The sequence below is a fragment of the Pseudoroseicyclus tamaricis genome (assembly GCF_012070395.1).
Taxonomy (GTDB): Bacteria; Pseudomonadota; Alphaproteobacteria; order Rhodobacterales; family Rhodobacteraceae; genus Pseudoroseicyclus_A; species Pseudoroseicyclus_A tamaricis.
The window spans coordinates 54,745-73,169 of sequence record NZ_JAAFYS010000002.1; the positions used below are offsets into that span (position 1 = coordinate 54,745).

At 68.8% G+C, this 18,425-nt stretch carries 13 protein-coding genes; 4 read left to right on the forward strand and 9 right to left on the reverse strand.

The genetic code is table 11. The features are described 5' to 3' along the window. Positions 1 to 8: 8 nt before the first annotated feature. On the reverse strand, positions 9 to 932 hold the full coding sequence (locus GY170_RS06650) for a DMT family transporter (RefSeq protein WP_163891332.1): 924 nt from the start codon (positions 930 to 932) through the stop codon (positions 9 to 11). Between the two features lie 636 nt (positions 933 to 1,568). Further along, a complete protein-coding gene (guaA, locus tag GY170_RS06655) occupies positions 1,569 to 3,137 on the reverse strand; it encodes a glutamine-hydrolyzing GMP synthase (RefSeq protein WP_163891333.1) in 1,569 nt (522 codons plus the stop codon). A 194-nt stretch (positions 3,138 to 3,331) separates the two neighbouring features. On the opposite strand from guaA, the gene GY170_RS06660 reads away from it, so the two are divergent. Further along, positions 3,332 to 3,814, forward strand: a complete 483-nt coding sequence (locus GY170_RS06660; protein WP_163891335.1) for a YciE/YciF ferroxidase family protein — start codon at positions 3,332 to 3,334, stop codon at positions 3,812 to 3,814. A gap of 207 nt (positions 3,815 to 4,021) precedes the next feature. Further along, a complete protein-coding gene (locus GY170_RS06665) occupies positions 4,022 to 5,572 on the forward strand; it encodes a trimethylamine methyltransferase family protein (protein ID WP_163891337.1) in 1,551 nt (516 codons plus the stop codon). Between the two features lie 38 nt (positions 5,573 to 5,610). On the opposite strand, the gene GY170_RS06670 is transcribed toward GY170_RS06665, so the two are convergent. Then, positions 5,611 to 5,949: a DUF6477 family protein gene (locus GY170_RS06670; RefSeq protein ID WP_163891339.1), complete on the reverse strand. Its 339-nt coding sequence runs from the start codon at positions 5,947 to 5,949 to the stop codon at positions 5,611 to 5,613. A 229-nt stretch (positions 5,950 to 6,178) separates the two neighbouring features. On the opposite strand from GY170_RS06670, the gene GY170_RS06675 reads away from it, so the two are divergent. Beyond that, positions 6,179 to 7,255: a DUF6456 domain-containing protein gene (locus GY170_RS06675; RefSeq protein WP_163891341.1), complete on the forward strand. Its 1,077-nt coding sequence runs from the start codon at positions 6,179 to 6,181 to the stop codon at positions 7,253 to 7,255. Here GY170_RS06675 and GY170_RS06680 read toward each other — a convergent pair. Genes GY170_RS06680 through GY170_RS06690 form a run of 3 tightly spaced genes read right to left on the reverse strand, consistent with a single transcriptional unit; the run spans position 7,252 to position 9,857 of the window. Beyond that, the gene (locus GY170_RS06680) at positions 7,252 to 7,362 is read right to left on the reverse strand and encodes a DUF2474 family protein (RefSeq protein WP_163891343.1); all 111 of its coding nucleotides are present in this window, start codon (positions 7,360 to 7,362) and stop codon (positions 7,252 to 7,254) included. The genes GY170_RS06675 and GY170_RS06680 overlap by 4 nt on opposite strands. Before the next feature lie 25 nt (positions 7,363 to 7,387). After that, entirely contained in the window at positions 7,388 to 8,419 is a 1,032-nt protein-coding gene (gene cydB / locus GY170_RS06685; protein WP_203531229.1) for a cytochrome d ubiquinol oxidase subunit II, read from the reverse strand. Beyond that, on the reverse strand, positions 8,406 to 9,857 hold the full coding sequence (locus tag GY170_RS06690; RefSeq protein WP_163891345.1) for a cytochrome ubiquinol oxidase subunit I: 1,452 nt from the start codon (positions 9,855 to 9,857) through the stop codon (positions 8,406 to 8,408). Before GY170_RS06690 ends, cydB begins: the two co-directional genes overlap by 14 nt. Before the next feature lie 320 nt (positions 9,858 to 10,177). Between GY170_RS06690 and GY170_RS06695 the strand changes: the two genes are divergently transcribed. Then, positions 10,178 to 11,653 (forward strand): MDR family MFS transporter, encoded by a 1,476-nt coding sequence (locus GY170_RS06695; protein ID WP_163891347.1) that lies wholly within the window; start codon positions 10,178 to 10,180, stop codon positions 11,651 to 11,653. A gap of 80 nt (positions 11,654 to 11,733) precedes the next feature. On the opposite strand, the gene tmpT is transcribed toward GY170_RS06695, so the two are convergent. The 3 genes from tmpT to GY170_RS06710 all read right to left on the reverse strand — a co-directional run bounded on the left by tmpT (position 11,734) and on the right by GY170_RS06710 (position 18,303). Next, positions 11,734 to 12,372, reverse strand: coding sequence for a thiopurine S-methyltransferase (gene tmpT, locus GY170_RS06700; protein ID WP_163891349.1), 639 nt, complete (start codon positions 12,370 to 12,372; stop codon positions 11,734 to 11,736). Between the two features lie 149 nt (positions 12,373 to 12,521). Next, positions 12,522 to 14,702: a catalase/peroxidase HPI gene (gene katG, locus GY170_RS06705; protein WP_163891351.1), complete on the reverse strand. Its 2,181-nt coding sequence runs from the start codon at positions 14,700 to 14,702 to the stop codon at positions 12,522 to 12,524. A gap of 280 nt (positions 14,703 to 14,982) precedes the next feature. Further along, positions 14,983 to 18,303, reverse strand: coding sequence for an error-prone DNA polymerase (locus GY170_RS06710; protein ID WP_163891353.1), 3,321 nt, complete (start codon positions 18,301 to 18,303; stop codon positions 14,983 to 14,985). Between the last annotated feature and the right edge of the window lie 122 nt (positions 18,304 to 18,425).

Sequence of the window (18,425 nt, forward strand, 5' to 3'; positions counted from 1 at the left end):
ACCCCGCGTCAGTGATCGCGTGGCGCAGCGGCGTTGCCGGAGGGCCGCGCCGGCTGGCCACGGGTGATGTTGATGTAGTTGCCCGCGAAGATCAGCGCCGCGCCGAGGAAGACGAAGATATCCAGCGGCTCGGCGTAGAAGATGGCGCCGACGACGGCGATCAGCGGCAGGCGGGCGAAGTCGATCGGCATGACGATGGGCGCGGGCGCGAGGCTCAGCGCCGTCGTCAGGCAGAAATGCGCCACGACGCCGCCGCAGCCGATGAGGATCAGCCACGGCACGGAGGCGGCGGAGGGCCGGGCGATCTCGCCGTCGATCCCGGCGCAGATCAGCCCGAAGGCCGCCTGCATCGTCACCAGCCAGAAGAGGATCGAGGTGATCCGCTCCGCGCGCGTCAGCCGCCGCGTGAAGATGGCGGTCAGGGCGAAGCCGATGGCCGCCAGCGCGGCGGAGATCAGCCCGGGCGAGATTGCCTCCGGCGTCGGCCGCGTGACGACGAGGATGCCGACGAAGCCGAGCAGCGCCGCGAAGAGGCCGATCTTCGTGATCCGCTCCCCCAGCAGCAGCGGCGAGAGCAGGATGACCCAGATCGGTGAGGTGAATTCCAGCGCGAAGACCTGCGCGAGCGGGATCAGCGGGATGGCGAAGAACCACAGGTTCTGCCCGGTGAAATGGGCGAGGTTGCGCACGAGGTGCAGCGGCAGCCGGGTGGCACGGACGTCGCGCAGGTGCCCGGTGGCGGCGGCGGTGCCGACGACGAGCACGATCCCCACCAGCGAGCGGTAGAACATGATCTCGAACGTGTCGAACTGCCCCGAGAGGGTGCGCGCCGCGACGGCCATGGTGGAGAAGGCGACGACGGCACCGATCATCCAGAGCGCGGCCTTTCCGGCCCCGCCCTGTCCGGTGGCTGCTGTGATGGTCGGTGTCATGAGCGGCGACGCTAGGGCCGCTCCGGGGGAATGAAAAGGGGCCGGCGGGCGGGTCCCGCCGGCACCCCTCACGCGATGGCGAAAAGCGCCAGTACGCTGACGGTCGTGGTACCGAGAACAAGGACGCTGGGCCAGCCGTAGATCGGCTTGTCCGCGCCGCAATAGCCACAATGACGACCCCTGAAGCGCATATGGTGTCCGCAATCGCGGCAGTGGAGAAATCTCAAACTCATGGTCTCCGTCCCCTTTGTCGGAATACGTGGTCTTGAAAATTTTTTGAGACATGCGGCAGCTGCCGCTCACCTTGAAACAGGTCACGCCGGAGGTGCGGAAAAACCCCTGATTCCGCGCCGTCGGTGGTCGACGCTATAGGCGCGGGTTATGCCACTTCCAATCAAAATATAATTGAAATTGTGGTTGTTTAGGGGACGATTGCCTCTGCTTCGCCCGCACTTGTGACGGGGACGAAGGCGGCAAGACCCTTAGATATTTGGGGATCGAAGAAAAGGGCGGAGGGGAGCGCGGGGGAGCGTGTGACATGTCTCAGCACATGCTGAAACTTTGGCCCTCGCGGCAGTCTGCCGCCTTATTCGGCTCCGCCGACCTGCCCGAGCAGGAAAGCGCCGCTTTCGCGGGCTATTCCCACTCGATGGTGCCGGGCGGCTTCGATGTGATGTCGTAGGTCACCCGGTTGATCCCCCGCACCTCGTTGATGATCCGCGTCGCCGTCTCGCCGAGGAAGTCGTGGCTGAACGGGTAATAGTCGGCCGTCATGCCATCGACGCTCGTCACGGCGCGGAGCGCGCAGGCGAAATCGTAGGTCCGCCCGTCGCCCATGACGCCGACCGTGCGCACCGGCAGGATCGCCACGAAGGCCTGCCAGATCTCGTCGTAGAGCCCGTGCTTGCGGATCTGGTCGATGTAGACGGCATCGGCCTTGCGCAGGATGTCGAGCTTTTCGCGGGTGATCTCGCCGGGGCAGCGGATGGCGAGGCCCGGCCCGGGGAAGGGGTGGCGACCGATGAAATGCGGCGGCAGGCCAAGCTCGCGGCCGAGCTCGCGCACCTCGTCCTTGAAGAGCTCGCGAAGCGGCTCGACGAGCTTCAGGCCCATCTTTTCGGGCAGGCCGCCGACATTGTGGTGGCTCTTGATCGTCACCGAAGGCCCGCCGGAGAAGGACACGCTCTCGATCACGTCGGGATAGAGCGTCCCTTGCGCGAGGAATTCCGCGCCCTCGATCTCCCCGGCATAGCGTTGGAAGACATCGATGAAGAGCTTGCCGATGGTCTTGCGCTTCACCTCTGGGTCGGAGACGCCCTCGAGCGCGCCGAGGAAGAGATCCTGCTCCTGCGCGTGGATCACCCGCAGGTTCATGTGGTCGCGGAACATGGCCACGACCTCCTCGGCCTCGTTCAGCCGCAGCAGCCCGTGGTCGACGAAGACGCAGGTGAGGTTCTCGCCGATGGCCTCGTGCAGCAGCACGGCGGCGACGGAGCTGTCGACGCCGCCGGAGAGCGCGCAGATCACCTTGCGGTCGCCCACCTGTTCCCGGATCTTCTTCACCGCCTCGGCGCGATAGGCCTCCATCGTCCAGTCGCCCTTGAAGCCGGCGAGCTGGGTGAAGGCCTTGTAGAGTGTGCGGCCGTTCGGCGTGTGGTGCACCTCTGGGTGGAACTGCACGGCGTAGAAGTGGCGGGCCGCATCGGCGATCACCGCGAAGGGCGCGCCGGGGGAGGTGGCGTAGACCTCGAAGCCGGGGGCGATCTTGGCAACGTGGTCGCCATGGCTCATCCACACCTGCTCGCGGCCGGTGTCGAACCAGCCGTTCAGCAGGTCGAGCGGCTGGGAGGGCGTCACGTAGGCGCGGCCGAACTCCGCCGTGCCGTCGCCGCGCTCGACCTTGCCGCCGAGCATCTCCATCATCACCTGCTGGCCGTAGCAGATGCCGAGGATCGGCACGCCCAGTTCGAAGACCTCCGCCGGCGGGCGGGGCGAGCCCTCGTCGATCACCGACGCGGGGCCGCCGGAGAGGATCACCGCCTTCGGCGCGAACTCGGCGAGGAACTCCGCCGTCACCATGTTGAACGGGTGGATCTCGCAATAGACGTTCAGCTCGCGCAGGCGCCGCGCGATGAGCTGCGTCACCTGAGAGCCGAAATCGATGATGAGCAGGCGGTCATGCGCCTTGGCGATCGGGCTGGTCATGCCTCCCGATAGGCAGGCGGCGCTCGGGGCGCAAGAGCCGCCGCACTCTCCCGGCCGCCGCAGCCTCGGCGGCCCTCCGCCTGTAGCGGCGCGACTAACATTTGATGGCAGCGCCTCACGGAACGACGACCTGCGGCCGGCGTTATCGCGGTCAAAGGGCGGGCATGTCCCGCCGCAGCGATAAGGAGTTCCCCATGAAGGACCTGCAAGGACTGTTCGTGCACTTTCTCCGCGACATCTATTACGCCGAGAAGAAGATCGCCAAGACGCTGCCGAAGATGGCCCGCAAGGCCGATTCGCCGGATCTGAAGGAAGCCTTCGAGGCTCACCTCGAAGAGACCGAGGGCCACATCGCCAACCTCGAGCAGGTGTTCGACTACCTGGGCCTGAAGGCCCGCGGTGTCACCTGTGAAGCCATCAACGGCATCCTCGAGGAAGGCAGCGAGATCATGTCCGAAGCCGAGGACAAGGACACCCGCGACGCCGGCATGATCGCCGCGGCTCAGGCGGTCGAGCATTACGAGATCACGCGCTACGGCACGCTGATCGCCTGGGCCAAGACGCTTGGCCACAACGGCGCCATCGAGCTGCTGCAGGCGAACCTCGATCAGGAATACGCGGCGGACAAGAAGCTGTCGAATTTCGCCGAGAAGGGCCTGAACAAACAGGCCGCCTGATCTGCGAGCGACATCTGGCGCGGCCGCCCCTCGCGGGCAGCCGCCGGCATTGAGGCCCGGGTGGAAACGCCCGGGCCGTTTGTCGTTCTCCTGCGCCCTCGGTCTCGCGATGTCGTTTTCGCCACGCAAGCGGCGCAAAATCGGGTTCTGTCTTAACCCTCGCCGCGTATGAGGCGGCAAATGGGCCGGATCGCGGAGGGTTTTGGCATGAGTGACCTGGCAGAGCAGCGGCGTGGCAGGGCCGGGCGCGGCGGTGGAGCGGCGCGGCGCGCCGAGCGCACGGCCGTCAGCTTCGAGACGGCCCGCTTCATCGAGCGCAACGTGCCCAACCTCGAGATCCTCAACGCCGAGGCGCTGGAGATCATCGAGGGCAATGCCGAGACCATCCTGCAGGAGATCGGCGTCGCCTTCCCCGACAATCCCGCCGCGCTGGATCGCTGGAAGGCCGCCGGCGCCGATATCCAGGGTGACCGGGTGCGTCTGCCGAAGGGCCTCGCAAGGGAGCTGGTGAAGACGGCCCCCGGCAGCTTCACCCAGCACGCCCGCAACCCGGCCCGCAATGTCGAGATCGGCGGGCGCAACCTCGTCCTCGCCCCCGTCTACGGCCCGCCCTTCGTACGCGACGTGAACGGCGGCCGCCGCTACGCGACGATGGCCGACTTCGAGAAGTTCGTGAAGCTGACCTACATGTCGAAGTGGCTGCACCACTCCGGCGGCACCGTCTGCGAGCCGACGGACATCCCGGTGAACAAGCGCCACCTCGACATGCTGCTGGCGCACATGACGCTCTCCGACAAGCCGTTCATGGGCTCGGTCACCGAGCCCTCCCGCGCGCAGGACAGCGTGGACATGGCGAAGATCCTCTTCGGCGCCGATTTCGTCGACCAGAACACGGTGATGACCTCGCTGGTCAACATCAACTCGCCGCTGACCTTCGACGCCACCATGATGGGCGCGCTGGAGGTCTATGCCGCCAACAACCAGGCGGCCATCATCTCCCCCTTCATCGTCGGCGGCGCCATGGCGCCCGTCTCGGTGGCGGGCACGCTGACGCAGGTGCTGGCGGAGATCCTCGCCGGCGTGTCCTACTCGCAGCTCGTGCGCCCCGGCGCCCCGGCCATCGCGGGGGCCTTCGTCACCTCCATCGACATGAACTCCGGCGCCCCCACCTTCGGCACGCCGGAAGCCTCGATGATCACCTACGGCACCGGCCAGCTCGTCCGCCGGCTGGGGCTGCCCTACCGCTCCGCCGGGGGCTTCTGCGGCTCCAAGCTGCCCGATGCGCAGGCGGGCTACGAGAGCGCCAATTCGCTGAACATGGGCCTCCTCGCCGGCGTCAACTTCATGCTGCACGCGGCGGGCTGGCTGGAAGGCGGCCTCGTCGCCTCCTTCGAGAAGTTCGTGATGGATGCCGACCAGCTCGGCGCCCTGCACAAGATCGCCGCCGGCGTCGACGTCTCCGCCGATGCGCAGGCGATGGATGCCATCCGCGAGGTGGGCCCGGGCGGGCATTACCTCGGCTGCGCCCACACGCAGGCCAACTTCAAGAGCGCGTTCTGGCGCTCCGAAGTGCTGGACTACAAGCCCTTCGAGACATGGGACGAGGAGGGCGCCCGCACGACGGAGGCGCTCGCCGCCGTGCGCGTGGAGAAGCTCCTCGGCCAGTACCAGCCCCCGCCGATGGACCCCGGGATGTCGGAAGCGCTGCATGGCTTCGTGGCGGAGAAGAAGGCCTCGATGCCCGACGCCTTCTCCTGAGGCCCCGCTCAGGCCCGCACTGCTCAGGTCCGCCCCACTCAGGCTGGCGCGGCGGGCAGGCGGGTCACCGTCGCCCCGCCGGCCGGCTCGTCCCGCCCGGCGAGGCGCAGGAGCCGCGCCTCGCCCATGATGGCGATCAGCAGATTGACATGGGCGGGGATGGAGTATTCCGCCGCCCCCGCGCGGCGGCGACCGTCCTCCTCGGCCTCCATCTGCATCAGCTGCATCACCGCCTCGCCGGAGCGCGGCGCCTCCATCGTGGAGAGGAGGCGGGGCAGGTGGCGCTCGCGCCGGTACTCCTCCACCCCCGCCCGGGCGGCGCGGACCAGAAGCCGCGGCCGCTGTAGCTGTCCGATCATCCCCAGAAGATCCTGCATGCCTGTTCCCCTTCGCTTGGCTGAGGGGCACAGACTGGCACAGGGGGAGGGGGCGTTGCCTGCCCGAGGGGGAGCGGGTCGACCACCGTCCACACCCGTTCACCTGTTGGAAACCTCCGTTAAACCGGCACTTACCGTTTACGCTTCGGTAACAATGCCAAACTCAGGTTTGCCCTCTGATCGGCGTGACGAGCCGGTCTCACGGAACGGTTGAATGGGGGTGCCGAGGATGACGTTTTCTCAAGTGACAGCAGTGGATCACCGGGTGGCAGGGCTGCCGGAATGGGTGCCGGAGGCGGTGCATCACTACCTCAAACACACCGAGGGCGGCCGCCCGATCCGGGCGCTGGCGCGAGCGGCGGATGTCCATGCCTCCACGATCCTGCGGCAGGTGCGGCGCATGGAGGCGCGGCGGGACGACCCGCTGGTCGACGGGGCGTTGCGCCGGCTCGCGCAGATTTCTGCGAAGCGGGTCTCCGGCAAGGGCGCCGGGGAGGCGCTGCCGGGCGGCGCCAGCTTCGAGCGGGAGGCGCGGCGCCTGCTCACCCGCCTTGCCCGCCGGGGGACGGTGCTGGCTGTGGCGCGAGACATGGACATGGGCGTCATCGTTTCCGAAGACGAAACAGGCGAGGTGCGCCGGGAGGCGACAGTGGAGCGCGGCTTCGCCGAGACGCTGGCGCTGCGCGACTGGATCGAGCCGCAGGACCCGGCGGCCCGCATCCTCCGCTACGTCCTCACCGCCGCCGGCCGCGCCGCCCTGCGCGATTTCGGGCCGGAGCCGGGCTTCTCCGAGGCGCAGGCCGGCTTCCGCCGCCTCGGCGAGTCGGAGGAGAGCGATGCGCGGCTGCGGCACATGCGCTCCGCCCTCGCCGAGAGCCCGCTCTCCGGCCTCGCCCGCCGGCGCGACCGCAAGGGCAAGCCCTTCCTGCCGCGCCCGCTGGTGGCGGCAGGGGAGCGGATGCGCGAGGATTACGAGCTCTCCCGCCTCGGCCCGCCGCTTCAGGCCGCGTGGGAGGCGCATGTGGAGGCCGGAGCGCCGACCGCCTTCGATCCCCCCGCTCCGCCCGCCGGCGATGCGGGGGCGGAGGCGGCGCGCGAGCGGCTGCTCACGGCGCTGGAGGAGCTGGGCCCCGGCCTCGCCGATGTCGCCCTGCGCTGCTGCTGCTTCCTCGAAGGGATGGAGGCGCTGGAGCGCCGCATGGGCTGGTCGGCCCGCTCCGGCAAGGTCGTCCTGCGGATCGCGCTGCAGCGGCTGGAGCGGCATTACGAGACGACGGGGGGGCGCTACGCGCCGATGATCGGCTAGTAGGGCAGCGTCATCCGGATGATCCAGGCCACCGTTCCGACGGTGGCCACCCCGACCAGCCAGAGCCCGACGAACCACGCGACCCGCTTCGGCCAGCCACGCTTCACGGGCGGCCCCCCGGAAGGGCGGGGCTCAATGGTAGCCCGCCTCGGGATCGACCTTGCCGCGGAAGACCCAGTAGGCATAGGCGGTGTAGGCGAGGATGATCGGGATCAGCACCGAGGCGCCGATCAGCATGAAGACCTGGCTGTTGCGCGGCGCCGCCGCCTCCCAGATCGTCACCTCCGTCGGCACGATGTAGGGATACATCGACACGCCCAGCCCCCCGAAGCCGAGGATGAAGAGCCCCAGCGCGAGCAGGAAGGGGATCACGTCGCGCCCTTTTCCGCGGAGGGACGCCCCCAGCGCAGCGCCGAGCGCGAGGACGGCGACAGCCACCGCGACGGCGAGGCCGGTGCCCCAGCCGCCGAACCAGCGCAGGTAGTAGCCCTCCTGCAGGAACGGCGTCCAGATGCTGACGATGCCGATGAAGATCACCGTGCCGACCATCAGCACCAGCGCCTTGCGGCGCATTCGCGCCTGCAGGTCGCCGGTCGTCTTCGCGACCAGCCAGCAGGCGCCGAGCAGCATGTAGCCGACCATCACCGCCACCCCGACGAGCAGCGAGAAGGGGGTCAGCCAGTCCCACCAGCCGCCGGCATATTGGCGGGCGGCCTCGTCGATGTTGATGCCCTGCAGCAGGCCCCCCAGCGTCACGCCCTGCGCCAGCGCGGCGAGGGCGGAGCCGAGGATGAAGGCCCAGTCCCACAGCCAGCGGCGGCGGCCGGAGCGCCAGCGAAACTCGAACGCCACGCCGCGAAAGACGAGCGCCAGCAGCATGGCGATGATCGGTGCATAGAGTGCCGGCAGGATCAGCGCGTAGGCCAGCGGAAAGGCCGCCAGCAGCCCGCCGCCGCCGAGCACGAGCCACGTCTCGTTGCCGTCCCAGATGGGGGCGACGGAGTTCATCATCACGTCGCGGTCCCGCCGGTTCCGCTCGGTGGCGAAGAGCATGCCGAGGCCGAGGTCGAACCCGTCGAGGATGACGTAGACGAGCACCGCGAAGGCGATGACGAAGGCCCAGATGATCGTCAGATCGAAGGAGATCCCCTCAACGAGCGGCATTGGGTGCCCCTTTCTTGATCCGCTCCGCCTCGCCCGGCGCGGGCGTGATGCCGGCAGCCCGGTAGGGCCCTTCCACCGCATCCTTGAGGCGGGATTCGCCCAGATCCGGTGTGTGGTGCATGAGGCGGAGGATATAGACCGTCCCCGCCCCGAAGACGGCGAAGTAGATCACCACGAAGGCGACGAGGGAGGTGCCGACCGCCGGCGCATCCAGAGGCGCGGCGCTCTCGGCCGTGCGAAGCATGCCGTAGACGGTGTAGGGCTGGCGCCCGACCTCTGTGGTGATCCACCCCGCGAGCACGGCGATGAGGCCGGAGGGGCCCATCAGCGTCGCCGCCCGGTGCAGCCAGGGCGAGTCGTAGAGCCGGCCGCGGAAGCGCGCGATCAGCGACCACAGCCCCAACCCCAGCATGGCGAAGCCGATGGCCACCATGATGCGGAAGGACCAGAAGACGATGCCGACCGGCGGCTGCTCGTCATCGGGCACCGTGTCGAGCCCGTCGAGCGGCGCATCGAGGCTGTGCTTGAGGATCAGCGAGGAAAGCTTGGGGATGCCGATGGCGTAGTCGAGCGTCTGCGTCTCGTCATTGGGGATGCCGAAGAGGTAGAGCGGCGCGCCGTCGGGGTGGCTCTCGTAATGCCCCTCCATCGCCATCACCTTGGCGGGCTGATGCTCCAGCGTGTTCAGCCCGTGCTGGTCGCCGAGGAAGATCTGCACGGGCGCCACGATCGTCGCCATCCACATGGCCATGGAGAACATCGTTCGCGTTGCCGCCGTCGCCGGCCGGTTTTTGCGGCGGTGGCCGAGGAGGTGCGCCGCCGCAACGCCGCCGACGATGAAGGCGGTGGTCAGGTAGGCGGCGGTGACGGTGTGGGCGAGCCGGTAGGGGAAGGAGGGGTTGAAGATCACCTCCCAGAAGTTGGTCGGCAGGAACTGCCCCGTCTCCGCGTCGATCTCGAACCCCGCCGGCGTGTGCATCCACGAGTTGACGGAGATGATCCAGAAGGCGCTCATCACCGTGCCCACCGCGACAGCCAGGCAGGCGGCCATGTGCAGGCCGGGGCCCACCCTGTCACGCCCGAAGAGCATGATGCCGAGGAAGCCGGCCTCGAGGAAGAAGGCGCTGAGCACCTCGTAGGCCATCGGCGCGCCGATCACCGGGCCGGCCTTGTCGGAGAAGACGGACCAGTTGGTGCCGAACTGATAGGACATCACGATGCCCGAGACGACGCCCATGGCGAAGGCCAGCGCGAAGATCTTCACCCAGTAGCGGAAGAGCGCGAGGTACTTTTCTTCCTTCGTCCACAGCCAGAGGCCGTTGAGGACGGCGAGGTAGCTCGCGAGGCCGATGGTGAAGGCGGGGAAGAGGAAGTGGAAGCTCACCGTGAAGGCGAACTGGATCCGCGCGAGGAGAACAGCGTCGAATGACCCGAGCATTGGTCGCTCCCGGAATTCGCCCGGCCAGCAAGGCCCGCAGGCGTTGTAAAAGTCGCTAGCATGTCCGCCGGGGGAAGAAAACCGCTCCTCCCGCAGCACCCGGTCACGCCCGGTCACAGGGGTGCGCACGGGGGGCGCTCACGGGGGCGGGTTCGGCGCGCCCGGCGGGCGCCGCCGCCCGCTTATGCGGCCCGTCGCCGGGCCGGCCGCGTTAAACCGTCGCGATTGGCTCAAGTGCGCTTGACTTCACCCTGTGCAGGCGCGAGGCCATCCGCGATGGCCGGAGCTCCCGGCCTTTTCTGATTTTCCGGAGCGCAGTCATGACATCCGCAGCTACCAATCCCCCGTCCGCCGCCCCGGTGGAGGACCTGAGCGGCCGCAACCGGTTGGTCATCACCCTGCTGCTCGTCTCCACCTTCACGGTGATCCTCAACGAGACGATCATGTCCGTGGCGCTGCCGCGAATGATGGACTCGCTCAATGTCACCGCCAGCGCGGCGCAGTGGCTGACGACGGCGTTCCTGCTGACGATGGCGGTCGTGATCCCGATCACCGGCTTCCTGCTGCAGCGCTTCCACACGCGGCAGGTTTTCCTCTCGGCGATGAGCTTCTTCAGCCTCGGCACGCTGGTCTGCGCGCTGGCCGGCGGCCTGCCGATGCTGATCGTCGGGCGTGTCGTGCAGGCGGTGGGGACGGCGATGATGCTGCCGCTGCTGATGACCACGGTGATGAACCTCGTCCCGCCGGAGAGCCGCGGCAAGACGATGGGCAACATCTCCATCGTCATCTCCGTCGCGCCGGCCATCGGGCCGACGATTTCCGGCCTCATCCTCAACTACCTGCACTGGCGCTGGATGTTCTGGCTGGTGCTGCCCATTGGCCTCTTCGCGCTGGTGCTGGGCTACATGCGCCTGCTCAACGTGACGGAGCCGCGCAAGGCGCCGCTCGACATCCTCTCCGTGATCCTCTCCGCCATCGGCTTCGGCGGGCTGGTCTATGGCCTCTCCACCATCGGGGAGGGCGCCGGCGCCCGCGAGGCGGCGATGCCCGTGTGGCTGCCGCTGGCCGTCGGCGCGGTGGTGCTGGCGGTGTTCATCTGGCGGCAGCTGACGCTGGGGCCGAAGGGGCGGGCGCTCCTCGACCTGCGCACCTTCAAGGTGCGGGTCTTCACCGTCTCCGTCATCATGATGGCGCTGGCGATGATGTCGCTCTTCGGGATGATCATCCTCTTGCCGATCTACATGCAGAACGTCCTCGGCCTCGCGCCGCTGACCTCGGGCCTGCTGCTCCTGCCCGGCGGCCTGATCATGGGCCTGCTGGCGCCCATCGTCGGGCGGCTCTTCGACCGGATCGGGGCGCGCAAGCTGGTGGTGCCGGGGGCGATCATCGTCTCCTGCGCGCTGTGGCTCATGTCCACCTTCGGGATCGAGACGCCGATCGCCGTTGTCCTCGGCGGCCACGTCATCCTCTCCGTGGGGCTGGCGCTGCTCTTCACGCCGCTCTTCACCTCGTCGCTCGGCTCGCTACCGGCGGAGTTCTACTCGCACGGCTCGGCGGTGATCGGCACGGCGCAGCAGGTCTCGGGCGCGGCAGGCATCGCGCTCTTCGTCTCCGTCATGGCGGTGCGGGCGCAGGGCGAGATGCTGGCGGGGACGGATCAGCTGGCGGCCACGGCGACGGGCCTCTCCGCCGGCTTCACCACCGCGGCGCTCATCTCCCTCGGCCTGATCGCGGCGAGCTTCTTCGTGCGCCGCCCGCCGGACATGGGCGGCCCGCCGGCCCACGCGCCCCACTGACGGTGGCCTGAGGCTGCTGAAAACAACGCCCCCGCAGGGACCTGCGGGGGCGTTTTCATGTCTGGCGCATGGGGGAGGCCTCAGCGCGGCACGAGGAGCGTTGCGATCTCCTCGCCGGAGCAGCGCTGCGCCAGCGATCCCTCGATGGCGCGGCGGGAGAGGATCTCCGGGCGGTAGGCCTCGCCATAGAGCCGCTCGACCTCGCCGGGAGGGACAGCGAAGGGCGGGCCGTCCATCGTCTCCTGGTCATAGTCGAAGGTGATGAGGAGCTGCCTTGCGCGCCCGGTCACCTCGGCGAGATGGGGCGCATATCGCTGCCGCATCGGAGGGGGGAGGGCGACGAGGGCGGCGCGGTCATAGACGGCGGCCACCGGGCCGAGCATCTCGCGCGTCACCGCGAAGACGTCGCCGACGAAGATCGTCAGGCGGTCCGCCGCGTAACGGGTGAGGGGGCCGGCGGCCTCCACCTCGGGCGTCAGGCCGAGCCGGTCGAAGACGGCCCCCGCGGCGCTCTCGTTCAGCTCGATGCCGGTGACGAGAACGCCGCGGTCGCAGAGCCAGTCCAGATCGACGGCCTTGCCGCAGAGGGGCACGACCACCCGGTCGCCCGCCGCGAGGCCGAGGCTGCCCACATGCTCCTCGAGCAGCGCGTTCGGCCGCCCCTCGTGAAAGCCGATCTTGTTCTCGCGCCAGCGCGATTGCCAGAAGTCCTGTTCCACCCGACCACTCCTTCGCCTGATGCCCCTCAGCCTAGCGGGGAACGGCAGCGACGTCCAAGACAGCCGGCTCGGGCGGGGCAGGGCGCAAAGGAAAGGGCCGCCCCCCGCGAGAGGGACGGCCCGATCATTGTCGCAACCCGGGAAAGGCCTCAGTTGGCGCCGCGGTCGAGGTCGAAGCGGTCGTTCTCCATGAGCTGCACCCAGACATCCACGAAGTCGTGGACGAACTTCTCGAGGCTGTCGGAGCAGGCATAGACCTCCGCCAGCGCCCGAAGGTGCGAGTGGGAGCCGAAGATCAGGTCGACCTTCGTCGCCGTCCACTTCGGCTCGTTCGTGCGCCGGTCGCGGCCCTCGTAATCGCCCTCGGCCATCGGCTGCCAGACGGTATCCATCGTCAAGAGGTTGACGAAGAAGTCGTTGGTCAGCACGCCCGGCCGATTTGTCAGCACGCCGCGGGGCGAGCCGTGGGCGTTGTTGCCCAGCACCCGCAGGCCGCCGAGCAGCACCGTCATCTGCGGGCCGGTCAGGCCGAGCAGGTGCGCCTTGTCGACCATCGCCTCCTCGGGCTGCATGAACTGCGCGCCGGAGAGGTAGTTGCGGAAGGCATCGGCCCGCGGCTTGAGCGCCTGGAAGCTCTGCACATCCGTCTGCTCGGCGCTGGCATCCATCCGGCCCGGGGTGAAGGGCACGGCGACATCGACGCCGGCGTCACGGGCGGCCTTCTCCACGGCGGCGGTGCCGGCGAGGACGATCAGGTCGGCGAGCGAGACGCGTTTGCCGCCGGCCTGGAAGTCGGCCTGGATGCCTTCCAGAACGCCCAGCACCTTCTGCAGCTGCTCGGGGTCGTTCACCTCCCAGTCCTTCTGCGGGGCGAGGCGGATGCGGGCACCGTTGGCGCCGCCCCGCTTGTCCGACCGGCGGAAGGTGGAGGCGGCGGCCCATGCGGTGGAGACCAGCTCGGCGGTGGTCAGGCCAGAGGAGAGGAGCTTCTCCTTCAGCTCGGCGATCTCCGCCTCGCCGACCACCTCATGGTCGAGCGCGGGGATCGGGTCCTGCCACATCAGGTCTTCCTGCGGGACGTACTTGCCGATGTAGCGGATCTTCGGCCCCATGTCGCGGTGCGTCAGCTTGAACCACGCGCGGGCGAAGGCATCGGCGAACTCGTCGGGGTTCTCGTAGAACCGGCGGGAGATGCGCTCGTATTCCGGATCCATCCGCAGGGAGAGGTCCGTCGTCAGCATCGTCGGCCGGCGCTTCGGCGAATCCGGGTGCGGGCCGGGGATGTCGGCCTCGTGGTCCTTGGCGACCCACTGGAAGGCCCCGGCGGGGGACTTGTCGAGCTCCCACTCGTTCTCGAAGAGGTTCTTGAAGAAGAGGTTGCCCCATTGCGTGGGCGTCTGCGTCCAGATCACCTCCGGCCCGCCGGTGATGGCATCGGGCCCGTGGCCGGCGCCATGGCCGCTCTTCCAGCCGAGGCCCTGGTCCTCGACCTCGGCGCCTTCCGGGTCCGCCCCGACGAGCGAGGGATCGCCCGCGCCGTGGGTCTTGCCGAAGGTGTGGCCGCCGGCGATGAGGGCGACGGTCTCCTCGTCGTTCATCGCCATGCGGAAGAAGGTCTCGCGGATGTCATGCGCGGCCTTCACCGGGTCGGGCTCGCCATCGGGGCCCTCGGGGTTCACGTAGATGAGGCCCATCTGCACGGCGGCCAGCGGCTCCTCCAGCTGGCGCTCGCCGGAATAGCGCTCGGAGCCGAGCCAGGTGCCCTCGGGGCCCCAGTAGAGCTCCTCGGGCTCCCACACGTCCTCGCGGCCGCCGGCGAAGCCGAAGGTCTTGAAGCCCATGCTCTCCAGCGCGACGTTCCCGGTCAGCACCATCAGGTCCGCCCAGGAGAGCTTGCGCCCGTATTTCTGCTTGATCGGCCAGATGATGCGGCGGGCCTTGTCGAGGTTGGCATTGTCGGGCCAGGAGTTGAGCGGCGCGAAGCGCTGCTGGCCGGCGCCGGCGCCACCGCGCCCGTCGGTGATCCGGTAGGTGCCGGCGGAGTGCCACGCCATGCGGATGAAGAGACCGCCGTAATGGCCGAAGTCGGCGGGCCACCAGTCCTTGCTGTCGGTCATCACCTCGCGCAGGTCGGCCATGACGGCATCGATGTCGAGGCTCTTGAACTCCTCGGCGTAGTCGAAGCCTTCGCCCATCGGGTCGGAGAGCTTGGAGTTGGCGTGCAGCTTGGAGATGTCGAGCTGCTCGGGCCACCAGTCACTGTTGCGGTGGCCGCGCTTGCCGCCGCCGCTCATGGGGCAGCCGCCTTTTTCGTCGCGAGTCGTGTCCATGGGGGGCTCCTCGGGTCGTTTTGCATGAATGATTGTGCCGGGTTCGGTCACCCGGCGTCGGCCCCAGATAACGGGCCGGGGGCGGGAGAGGCAAGATAGGCTGTTTTTGTGTTTTCTTATGCCATCCCAAAGTTCCTCTTATGGCTCCACCCCTAGACCCGCGCGCCCTCCCCCCCCCTCTTATGCCGCCCGCCACCCCTCCCTGTCTTTGATCCCAAAAATCCCGGGGGCTCCGGGGGGCTGGCCCCCCGGTCCCGCACTCTCAACTCGCGCCTCCCCCTCAATGAAAGTCCCGGCTCTTGGGAAACATCCGCGCCTCCCGCGGATGCCCCGCCCGCGGTGCATCGAGGCTGGAGCGGCGTGAGCCCTGCACCGGCTTGGTCACCGCGTCGGCATGGGCCAGCGGCGGGGCGAGGCCTTCGGGCCCGAGGCGCAGGAGGGCGTCCGTCCGGTCCTCCACCCGCTCCACGACGAGGTGGATGATCTCCACGTCCCGCTGCACCCGGCCATGGACGACCATCAGGCGCGACTGCATCACCTCCTTGCGGTAGGTGGCGAAGACCTTCTCCCAGATGACAAGGTTCGCCGTGCCGTGCTCGTCCTCCAGCGTCACGAAGCACACGCCCTTCGCCGTCCCCGGCCGTTGCCGCAGCAGCACCAGCCCCGCCAGCTTCAGCCGCTGGCCGGGGCGGGCGCGGGAGAGATCCTCCGACGACAGGTAGCCCTGGGCGGCGAGGCTCTTGCGCAGGAAGCTCATCGGGTGGGCCTTCAGGGAGAGGCGCAGCGTCTGGTAATCGGCCACCACCGCCTCGCAGAGCGGCATCTGCGGCAGGGCGACGGGGCGCTCGGGCCCCTCATCCATCCCCGGCTGGAAGAGGGGGAGGTCGGGCGCCTCCTTGAGGCCTCGTGCCTCCCAGAGCGCCTGCCGCCGGTCGATGAAGAGCGAGCGCATCGCATCCGCCTCCGCCAGCCGGCGGATCAGGGCCGGCTTGCAGCGCCCGCGCGTCTGCAGTTCGGCCACGCTCTCGAAGGGGCGGTCGCGTCCCTCCAGCATGCGAAGCGCCGCCTCGCGGTTCAGCCCGCCGATCTGCCGGAGGCCAAGGCGGACGGCGAAGCCGGTGCCCGCCGGCTCCAGCGTGGTGTCCCATTCGGAGAAGTTCACATCCGCCGGCCGCACCTCTACCCCGTGGTCGCGCATGTCGCGCACGATCTGCGCGGGGGCGTAGAAGCCCATGGGCTGGGAGTTGAGGAGCGCCGCGCCGAAGATGCCCGGGTAATGGCATTTCAGCCAGGCGGAGACATAGACGAGCAGCGCGAAGCTCGCCGCGTGGCTCTCCGGGAAGCCGTATTCCCCGAAGCCCTTGATCTGGTCGAAGCAGCGGCGCGCGAATTCCTCCTCGTAGCCGCGCCTCACCATGCGCGTGACCATCTTGTCCTCCAGCAGGCCGATGGTGCCGGCGGAGCGGAAGGTGGCCATGGCCTTGCGCAATTCGTTGGCCTCGGCGGGGGAGAATTCCGCCGCCTCGATGGCGATCTTCATCGCCTGCTCCTGGAAGATCGGCACGCCGAGCGTGCGGGCGAGGATGCTCTTCAGCTCCGCCGGGTCATGCGGGGCGCCGGGGGCGGGATAGATCACCTCCTCCTCGCCGGAGCGGCGGCGAAGGTAGGGGTGCACCATGTCGCCCTGGATCGGGCCGGGGCGGACGATGGCGACCTCGATGACGAGATCGTAGAAGGTGCGGGGCCTGAGGCGCGGCAGCATGTTCATCTGGGCCCGGCTCTCCACCTGGAAGACGCCGATGGAATCCCCCTTCGTCAGCATGTTGTAGACGCGCGCATCCTCCTGCGGGACGTTTGCCAGCGTCCAGTGCTCGCCGTGATGGGCGGCGATCAGGTCGAAGGCCTTGCGGATGCAGGTGAGCATGCCGAGTGCGAGGATATCCACCTTCAGGATGCCGAGCGCGTCGATATCGTCCTTGTCCCACTCGATGAAGCTGCGGTCGGCCATGGCGCCGTTGCCGATGGGCACCGTCTCGGTCAGCGCCCGCTCCGTCAGGATGAAGCCACCCACGTGCTGGGAGAGGTGCCGCGGCATGCCGATGAGCTGCTCGGCGAGGATCAGCGTCTTGCGCAGCAGCGGGTCGGCCACGTCGACCCCCGCCTCCTCCGCCTTCGCCTCGCCGACGGAGCGCCCGTAGGAGCCCCAGACGGTCTTGGCGAGCGCGCCGGTGATGTCCTCGGAGAGGCCCATGACCTTGCCCACCTCGCGGATGGCGGAGCGGGGGCGGTAATGGATGACGGTCGCGCAGAGCCCGGCCCGCTCGCGCCCGTACTTGGCATAGATGTGCTGGATCACCTCCTCCCGGCGCTCATGCTCGAAATCGACGTCGATGTCGGGCGGCTCCTTGCGCTCCTCCGAGATGAAGCGCTCGAAGAGCAGCTGGTGCTGCGCGGGGTCGACCGAGGTGATGCCGAGCACGTAGCAGACGGCGGAGTTCGCCGCCGAGCCGCGCCCCTGGCAGAGGATCGGCGGCGTCGCCTCATGCCTCGCGAAGCGGATGATGTCGTGGATGGTCAGGAAATAGCGGGCGATGTCGAGCTTCTCGATCATCGCCAGTTCCTTGGCGAGGGTGGCGCGTGTGCTCTCCGGCACGCCCTCGGGGTAGCGGGTCGCGGCGCCCTGCCAGGTGAGCTGTTCGAGATACGCCTGCGGCGACATCTCCTGAGGGATCACCTCGCGCGGGTATTCGTAGGCCAGCTCCTCCAGCGAGAAGGTGATCTGGTCGAGGATATCCCGCGCCGCCCGGATCGCCTCGGGATACTCGCCGAAGAGGCGGATCATCTCCCTGGGGGACTTCAGGTGCCGCTCGCCATTGGGCTCGAGGAGGTAGCCGGCGCGGGCGATGGTGGTCTTCTCTCGAATGCAGGTCATCACGTCCTGCAGGGGCCGCCGGGCGGGCGTGTGGTAGAGCACATCGTTGGTGGCGACGAGGCGCAGGCCGTGCTGCTTTGCCAGCCCGTCCAGCGTGATCAGCCGCGCCCGGTCATCCCCCCGGTAGCGGCAGGCGGCGGCGACGTGGCTGAGCGCGGTCAGGTGGCGCCTCGCCTCCGCCAGCCGCTCGGCGAAGCGGGCGAGGTCATCGCCCGGCAGCGCGATGAGAATCAGCCCCTCCTGGTGGCGGGAGAGGTCCTTCAGGGTGATGTCGCACTCGCCCTTCTGCTGCCACTTGCCCTCGACGTCATGCATCTTGCCCTTGGAGAGCAGGCGCGACAGGCGGCCATAGGCCTCCCTGTCCCTCGGGTAGGCGAGGAACTCGTCGCCGGAGACGAGCTTCAGCCGGCAGCCGATGACGGGCCGCAGGCCGGCGGCTTTTGCGGCGCTGTGGATGCGCACGACGCCGGCCAGCGTGTTGAGATCGGCGATGCCGATGGCGTCGTAGCCGAAGGCATGGGCGGTCGCGACGAGCTCCGTCGCCTCCGACGCGCCGCGCAGGAAGGAGAAGGCGCTCGCCAGCCCCAGCTCGACGAAGGGCGCCGGCGGGTTCGGCGCATAGCCGGTCGGGTCGAGCCGCTTGGGCGGGATCTTGTCGCTCTCAGGCATGGGGGGCTCCTTGAGCACGCTCGCCCGAGTGGGCGGCCTCCTTGCCGCGTCGTGCCGTCGTGGATGTCCCCGTCAAAGGGCCGCGCCCGACCCGTGGGTGGGCGTGCGGGGCGCTCGTGCCG